Here is a 7,518-nt window from a genome sequence, read left to right on the forward strand (position 1 = left end):
CGAGGACGAGGAAGAGGGCGCGGCCAGGGGTGAGGCTGAGGGCAAGGCTGGGGGCAAGGGTGAGGCAAGGCTGGGGGCAAGGGTGAGGCCAAGGCTGAGGCCGAGGCCAAGGCTCAAGCCCCGACGGATAAGGACTGACCAGCCATGCGGGTAGTCTTCATGGGCACCACCGAGTTTGCTGTGCCGAGTCTGGAGGCCCTGGCCACATCCAGACACGAGTTGGTCATGGTCATCACCCAACCCTGGCGCCGGGGCGGCCGGGGGAGGTCGATGAGGCCATCCCCGGTGCGAGATATGGCGGAAGGCCTCGGGCTACCCGTGGCCGAACCGACCACCGGAGCCGAGGTCTTGCGCCTGGTGAAGGAGGCCGCGGCCGACGTCGGGGCGGTGGCCGCCTACGGGCGGTTGGTCGGCCCGAGGACCATAGCCCAGCCAAAGCACGGTTGTGTAGTTGTCCATGCCTCGCTGCTGCCCCAATTCCGCGGGGCGGCCCCGATCCAGAGGGCGATCATGGCCGGACGGACGGAGACCGGGGTGACCATCATCCAGATGACCCCGGCCTATGACGAGGGTCCAGTCCTGGCTCAGAAGTCGGAGCCGATCGAGCCGGACGACACATACGGTTCATTGCACCACCGCTTGGCGGGGATCGCCGCGGGGATGTTGGTGAAGACAATCGATCGACTGGCTGCCGGCCGGCTAAAACCCCGTCCCCAGGATGACCGCCTGGCGACCATGGCCCCCATTCTGAAGCCCGATGATGAGATCTTGGATTTTCGCCGTCCGGCGGCGGCTCTGGCCGATCAGGTCCGGGCCCTCAACCCCTGGCCGGTGGCCAAGACCAGCCTTGAAGGGCGGGTCCTGAAGGTCTGGCGGGCGGCCGTCGCCGCCGAGGACGCGCCGCTGGAACCCGGGACGGTGGCCGGGGTGGCCCCGGCCGCCGGCGCGACCCCCAACGGGTTGATGGTCGCCTGCGGCGACGGCCGCCAGCGCCTGGCTTTCCTCGAAGTCCAGCCGGGGGGAGGCCGGCCGATGCCGGCCGCCGACTTTGTTCGCGGGCAGCGGGCTCTGGTGGGGTCGGTCCTCGGGTTGTCCGTGACCTGACCTGACCGGGTCGAGCCGAGATTAGACCAGACGGGAACCGGCCGACGGGCGTCCGCAAAGCCAGATGGGCGCCCACAGGCCGGCCAAACGAGGAGGTTTTCCGGAGATGTTCTTTTGGGGAGACCCGACCTTCATCCTGATCATCCCGGCGCTGATCCTGGCCTTCTACGCGCAGGCCAAGGTGTCCAGTGCCTTCAACCGCTACTCGGCGGTCCGGTCGAGCCGAGGGGTCACCGGGGCCGAGGCGGCCAGGGGGATCCTCGACCAGGCCGGCCTCAGAGACGTGACCATCGAGCGGATCGGCGGCCGGTTGGCCGACCACTATGACCCACGCCGCCGAGTCCTACGCCTTTCGGCCGACGTCTATGACCGGGCGTCCCTGGCCGCCCTGGGCGTGGCCGCCCATGAAGCCGGGCACGCCATCCAGCATAACGTCGGTTACGCCCCGATGCGGCTGAGGAACAGCATCCTTCCGGTGGCCCAGATCGGTTCGCAGGGGGCCTGGATCCTTTTCCTCCTGGGCCTGATCATGAACGCCCTGTCCCTGATGGACCTGGGGATCATCCTCTTCGCCGCGGCCGTCGTCTTCCAGTTGGTCACTCTGCCGGTGGAGTACAATGCCAGCAACCGCGCCATCGCCCTACTCCAGTCGGGAGGCTACATCAGCGAGAGCGAGGTCGGGCCGACTCGACAGGTTCTTTCGGCGGCCGGCTTGACCTACCTGGCGGCGACCTTGATGGCCGTCCTGCAGCTGGTCCGCCTCTTGGTCATCCGGTCGTCCCGCGACGATTGACCGGCGCCGCTAGGGTCCGCGCCTTCTGAAGGCTTGCCGTCCGACCTCGGCGGTGGTCCCCCCGGCCCGTGTTCGCGGGGCACGGGGACCCCTCGATGTCGCCCTTTGAGTCAGTACCTCTGGACGAAAACCACGCCGGGGAGGGGACGATCTTGCCGGGCGGACCGCTCAATTCCAGGGAGATCGCGCTCCGCGCGCTGCTGGCCGTCGAGCAACAGGGGCAGGCCGCCCAGGCTGCCCTGGACTCGTTTTGGGCCGGCCCGGCGAGGCCCGACAAGCGCGACCGGGCCCTGGCCACCGAGCTGACTTATGGAACCTTGCGCCGGCGCCAGGCCCTCGATTGGGCCCTGGACAAGGTCTCGAAACGGCCCGTCGTCGACCTCGACCCGAGGGTTCGGGGGATCCTCCGCCTCGGGGCCTATCAGCTGATGTTCATGGACCGGATCCCCGCCCACGCGGCCGTCGACGAGGCGGTCCGGCAGGCCTCGAGGGGCGGGCACAAGGGGATCACCGGCTTCGTCAACGGAGTCCTCCGCCATCTGGCCAGGGGCCTCGGCGATGGGTCGGTCGCCCTGCCCGGGCCGGAGGAGCTCTGGGACTACCTGACGGTGACCGAGTCCCACCCAGACTGGCTCGTTCGGCGCTGGCTGAACGAGCTCGGGGAGAGCGACACGGCGGCCATCTGTCACCTGGACAACCAGCCCGCGCCCACGTGCATCCGGGCTAATCGGCTGAGAAATGACCGTGAGCGTCTGGCCGCGGCCCTCATGGCGGAAGGCGTGACCGTCACCGTGGGTCGGCTGGCTTCCGAGGGGCTGTCCATCGAGGGTTACTCGTCTATTCCGGAACTGGCGGCCTTCCGGGAGGGACACTTCTTCGTCCAGGACGAGGCGGCCATGCTGGTGGCCCCGGTGCTGAATCCGCGACCCGGCGAGACCATCGTCGACGCCTGCAGCGTCCCCGGCGGGAAGGCCACTCACCTGGCCGAACTGGCCGAGAACAAAGCCACCGTGCTGGCCGTCGACATCGCCCGGTCGAAGCTGGGCCTGATCACGGAGAACTGCCGCCGCCTGGGCATCGAGGGAGTGACTCCGGTGGCCGGCGATGCCCGGCGCCTCGGGGAGCTGGTCACCGGGCCGGCCGACGGGGTTCTCGTCGACGCCCCCTGCTCCGGCCTCGGGGTCCTGCGGCGGCGCCCCGAGAGCCGTTGGCGCAAGCGTCCCGAGGATTCAGCCGCCCTGGCCCCGCTGCAGTTGTCTTTGCTCGACGCGGCGGCCCGGGTGATCGTTCCCGGGGGCCGCCTCGTCTACAGCACCTGCACTATTGCCGAGACCGAGAATGCCGACGTGGTCCGGGCCTTCCTGGGGGCCCACCCTGACTTCCGACCGGCCGACCTGCGACCATTCCTACCGGCTATCCTTCGCGACGAGCCCGGGGTGGCCGCCGGCACCCTTCAGTTGTTGCCCTCAAGACACGGCACGGATGGCTTCTTCATCGCTCGCTTCGACCGTGCCGGGCCGCGCGGATGAGCCTCGACCAACCCTTGGGAAGCCGTCCAAAAGCTGTCTTAGAGGAGTAAGCACAGGCGGAGCGAATTATGAAAGATACGTCCGATAACGGAAGAACGAGGTCTTGGGACGGCGGCGCCGAGGACGATCGCTTCGCGGCCGACCGGCAGGCCCTCAGACAGGCCGGCTTTGAACCCCCCATCGAGTTCAAGGGTCTCTTCCTTGAAGAGGCCGAGGCCGTCCTCACGGCCATCGGTGAACCGCGCTATCGGGCTCGGCAGATCCTGGAATGGATCTACCTCCGCGATGCGGCCGATTTCGCGGCCATGTCGAACCTCCCGGCGAGCCTGCGGGCCCGTTTGGCGGCCGTCGGCAGGATCCTCAGACTCGGCCCGGCCGCCACTTCGGCCTCGGGGCGGGACGAAACGGTCAAGTTCCTTTTCCGACTCGCCGACGGCGAGGCCGTCGAGAGTGTCCTGATGCGCTACCGGCAGTGGTCAACCGCCTGCCTTTCGACCCAGGTCGGCTGTCGGATGGGTTGCGCCTTCTGCGCCAGCACCATCGGCGGGCTGGTCCGCCAGCTCTCGGCCGGCGAGATCCTCGACCAGGTCCTGCGGCTCCGAGCCGAGACCGGGGAAACGGTCGGCCGCGTGGTCATCATGGGCACCGGCGAGCCGCTCGACAACTACGAGGCGACGGTCAGGTTCATCCGCCTCATCCACCAGCCCTATTCGCTGGGCCTTGGGTATCGTCACATCACCGTGTCGACGTCCGGCTTGGTACCGGGAATCGAGCGGCTGGCGGCCGAGGGGCTCCCGGTGACCCTGGCCGTTTCGCTGCATGCCCCCAGGGATGAGCTGCGGCGCCAGATCATGCCCGTCGCGCGGCGCTGGGGGTTGGCCGACCTGATCGGAGCCGCCGATCGATACGCCGAGGTCACCGGCCGGCGGGTGACTTACGAATACACGCTCATCGGCGGGTTGAACGACGGCCCTCGCGAAGCCGATGAGTTGGCCCGGCTGTTGGCCGGGCATCTGGCTCACGTCAACCTCATCCCCCTGAACCCCGTGCCAGAGCGTGGCTTCAGCCGGCCCGGACAGGCGGTGGTCCAGGCCTTCCTGGGTCGGCTCGAACGGGCGGGGATCTCGGCGACCATCCGTCGGGAGCTGGGTTCGGACATCAACGCCGCCTGTGGGCAGCTCCGGAGAGACCGGGGAGGCGGGCGACGGAAGGCGGGTATCGATGGTGCAGACGGGCGAGAGGACCGACACCGGGCTGGTCCGCAAGGTCAATGAAGACAGCTACTGCGTGGACCGGCGGGGCCCCTTCGGGCGCTGTCTCCTGGCCGTGGCCGACGGGCTCGGCGGTCAGGCCGCCGGCGAGGTGGCCAGCCGGGTAGCCCTGGAAGTCATGCGCCAGGTCCTGGCTCGGTCGAACGACAGCCACCCGGCCGGCGACAGCACCCCGAATACCGCCCGAGAGGCCCTGGTCAGGGCGGCCCAGGAAGCCAATGACCGGGTCTATCAGATGGCCGCCCACCTGCCAGAGTACCAGGGGATGGGGACGACCCTGACGACGGTCCTCGTCCCGGCCGAGGGCGGCCGGCAGGCCGTCTTCAGTCACGTCGGCGACAGCCGGGCCTACCTGGTCCGCAACGGAGTTGCTCGCCAATTGACCGACGACCATTCCTTCGTCGGTGAACTCGTCAGGAACGGCGACTTGACCGAGGACGAGGCGATGCGCCACCCTCACCGGAACATCCTGACCAAGGCTCTGGGGACCGAGGATTCGGTGCCCGTCGATTCCGGCCTGGTCGACGTCGAGGACGGGGATTGCCTCGTCGTCTGCAGCGACGGCCTATCGAACCTGGTCTCGGCGGACGAAGTGGCGAGCGCCGTGGGCGGGAAGGCCGACCTTCAGGAGGCCGTCGACGGCCTCGTCGAACTGGCCAAGGCCAGGCGAGGGCACGACAACATCACCGTCGTCGCCGCCCGCCTGGCCCCAGAGGAGGCCGGAGCATGAGCCAGAGCACCCGAGGCGAGGGCGCTGAACTCATCGGCCGGGTCCTCGGCCGGCGGTACGAGATCCTGGAGCGGGTCGGCGGCGGCGGGATGGCCATCGTCTACAAGGCCCGGGACGGTATCCTCAACCGGGTCGTGGCGGTCAAAGTCCTGCGGGCCCAGTTCGCCGACGACGAGGACTTCGTCCGTCGCTTTCGCCATGAGGCCCAGGCGGCGGCCAGCCTGTCGCACCAGAACATCGTCTCGATCTACGATGTCGGTGAAGAAGACGGCACATACTTCATCGTGATGGAGTTCGTCGACGGCCAGACCCTGAAAGATCGCATCCGCGAGGCCGGACCCCTCGAAGCCCGGGAGGTCATCTCCGTCGGGATGCAGATCGGGCAGGCCCTCAGTCACGCCCATCAGCATCGGATCGTCCATCGCGACATCAAGCCGCACAACATCATGATCAGCCGCAACGGCCTGGTCAAGGTAACCGACTTCGGGATTGCCCGGGCGGCCACGTCGAACACCCTGACGGCCACCGGCACGATCGTTGGGTCGGTCCACTACTTCTCCCCTGAACAAGCCCGCGGGGGCCTGACCGACGAGAAGTCGGACATCTACTCCCTGGGCATCGTCCTTTACGAGATGCTGACGGCCAAGGTCCCCTTCGAAGGCGAGAGCCCCATCTCGGTCGCCCTGAAGCACGTCCAGGAGATGGTCACCCCGCCCACTACGGTCAATCCGAAGGTACCCCAGGCCCTGGAACGCGTGGTCATGAAGACCCTCCGCAAGACGCAGAGTGAGCGCTACCAGTCGGTGGCCGAGTTCCTCCGCGACCTGCAGAAGGTCGCCCGCGGGGAGGCCATCCCAGACCTGCCACCCGACCTCGCTCCGACCCTGGTCGTCCAGGGGTCGTTGATCCCGTCGGGGGGGGTCGGGAGGCGGGCCGCGACCCGCCTGGGCCAGACCATTCGCTGGGCGGGAGTCGGACTGACGGTAGTCCTTCTCTTCCTGGCTCTCCGCGTCGCCGCCGACTGGTTCAATGTGCCTACGGTGATCGTGCCCAACCTGGGCGGGATGACCGCGGCCGATGGTCAGGCGGCCCTCGCCGATGTCGGCCTGAAGTTGAAGATTATCGGCGAGGAATGGAACAAGAACGTCCCCGCCGGGGCCATCAGCTGGCAAGACCCGTCCACCAACGACACGGTCAGGGAGGGCCGGACGATCCAAGTCCGACTGTCCAAGGGGCCGACGATGGTCAAAGTCCCGGGCCTCGCCGGACGGAGCGTCCGCGAGGCCGAGGTCCAGTTGCAGGGGGCCAACTTGGTTCTCGGGCAGCAATCGACGGATTACGCCGACGACGTCCTCGAGGGTTACGTCATCGCCCAGAGCCCGAGCCCTGAGACCGAGGTCCGGGAGGGCTCGGCGGTCGACATCACGCTCAGTCTCGGACCCCAGCCGGCGGCCTTTCCGCTGCCCGATTACTCCGGGGAGAACTGGCTCAACGTCAGGAAGCGGATGGACCAAGTCAAGCTGGTCCTGGACCAGTTGACCACCCAGACCAGCGAACAGCCGATCGGCTCGGTCCTCCGAACGGTCCCGGTGGCCGGCTCGCCGGTAAGGCGGGGGGACAAGGTCTCCCTGGTCGTCAGCCGCGGGCCGTACACCACGGTCCACAGCTTCTCGCTCAGCTTCGAGGTGCCCACCGACGGTGTGGACCAGCAGCAGATAAGGATCGAACTGACCGACGCCCTCGGGACGAGGGCGGTGTATGACCGCAAGCACCTGGCCGGCGATGCGGTGAAGGTCGACATCAACTGGGTCGGCACGACTGGCACCCTCCGGACTTTCGCCGACGGGACGCTGCTCGGTACGGTCCCCCTCAAGTAGCTCGGCACCACTCCTTGGACCCAGACGAACCCGAGACGGAGGCGGAGGATGCCCACCGGACAGGTCATAACCTCTCACTCCAACGTTTTCGAGGTCCTCTCCGAGGACCAGGTCTACCTTTGCCGGCCGCGCGGCCGGCTTAAGCATGACCGGGCGAGGGTCCTGGCCGGGGACTTCGTCGGCTTCCGCGAGGCTGGCCCGGGGGCCGGCTACA

General features: G+C 68.1%; 6 protein-coding genes. All 6 read left to right on the forward strand.

Translation table 11 applies throughout. From position 1 onward, the window contains the following. Nucleotides 1-144 precede the first annotated feature (144 nt). Nucleotides 145-1,104, forward strand: a complete 960-nt coding sequence (gene fmt / locus VGL40_04350; protein ID HEY3314496.1) for a methionyl-tRNA formyltransferase — start codon at nucleotides 145-147, stop codon at nucleotides 1,102-1,104. Between the two features lie 106 nt (nucleotides 1,105-1,210). Continuing rightward, nucleotides 1,211-1,897 (forward strand): zinc metallopeptidase, encoded by a 687-nt coding sequence (locus VGL40_04355; GenBank protein ID HEY3314497.1) that lies wholly within the window; start codon nucleotides 1,211-1,213, stop codon nucleotides 1,895-1,897. Nucleotides 1,898-2,049: 152 nt separating this feature from the next. After that, on the forward strand, nucleotides 2,050-3,426 hold the full coding sequence (gene rsmB / locus VGL40_04360) for a 16S rRNA (cytosine(967)-C(5))-methyltransferase RsmB (GenBank protein HEY3314498.1): 1,377 nt from the start codon (nucleotides 2,050-2,052) through the stop codon (nucleotides 3,424-3,426). A gap of 68 nt (nucleotides 3,427-3,494) precedes the next feature. Next, nucleotides 3,495-4,700 carry a 23S rRNA (adenine(2503)-C(2))-methyltransferase RlmN gene (rlmN, locus tag VGL40_04365; protein HEY3314499.1) on the forward strand — a complete coding sequence of 402 codons (1,206 nt, stop codon included), beginning with the start codon at nucleotides 3,495-3,497 and terminating at the stop codon, nucleotides 4,698-4,700. After that, nucleotides 4,648-5,427 (forward strand): Stp1/IreP family PP2C-type Ser/Thr phosphatase, encoded by a 780-nt coding sequence (locus VGL40_04370; protein ID HEY3314500.1) that lies wholly within the window; start codon nucleotides 4,648-4,650, stop codon nucleotides 5,425-5,427. Before rlmN ends, VGL40_04370 begins: the two co-directional genes overlap by 53 nt. Continuing rightward, the gene (gene pknB, locus VGL40_04375; protein ID HEY3314501.1) at nucleotides 5,424-7,304 is read left to right on the forward strand and encodes a Stk1 family PASTA domain-containing Ser/Thr kinase; all 1,881 of its coding nucleotides are present in this window, start codon (nucleotides 5,424-5,426) and stop codon (nucleotides 7,302-7,304) included. Before VGL40_04370 ends, pknB begins: the two co-directional genes overlap by 4 nt. The last annotated feature ends 214 nt before the right edge of the window (nucleotides 7,305-7,518 follow it).

The sequence above is a fragment of the Bacillota bacterium genome (assembly GCA_036504675.1).
Lineage (GTDB): Bacteria > Bacillota > Sulfobacillia > JAJYWN01 > JAJZPE01 > DASXUT01.

Bases quoted from the DNA above. Each gene is read 5' to 3' on its own strand.
- fmt (HEY3314496.1), top strand. From the start codon at position 145: ATGCGGGTAGTCTTCATGGGCACCACCGAGTTTGCTGTGCCGAGTCTG.
- VGL40_04370 (HEY3314500.1), top strand. From the start codon at position 4,648: ATGGTGCAGACGGGCGAGAGGACCGACACCGGGCTGGTCCGCAAGGTC.
- pknB (HEY3314501.1), top strand. From the start codon at position 5,424: ATGAGCCAGAGCACCCGAGGCGAGGGCGCTGAACTCATCGGCCGGGTC.
- rlmN (HEY3314499.1), top strand. From the start codon at position 3,495: ATGAAAGATACGTCCGATAACGGAAGAACGAGGTCTTGGGACGGCGGC.
- VGL40_04355 (HEY3314497.1), top strand. From the start codon at position 1,211: ATGTTCTTTTGGGGAGACCCGACCTTCATCCTGATCATCCCGGCGCTG.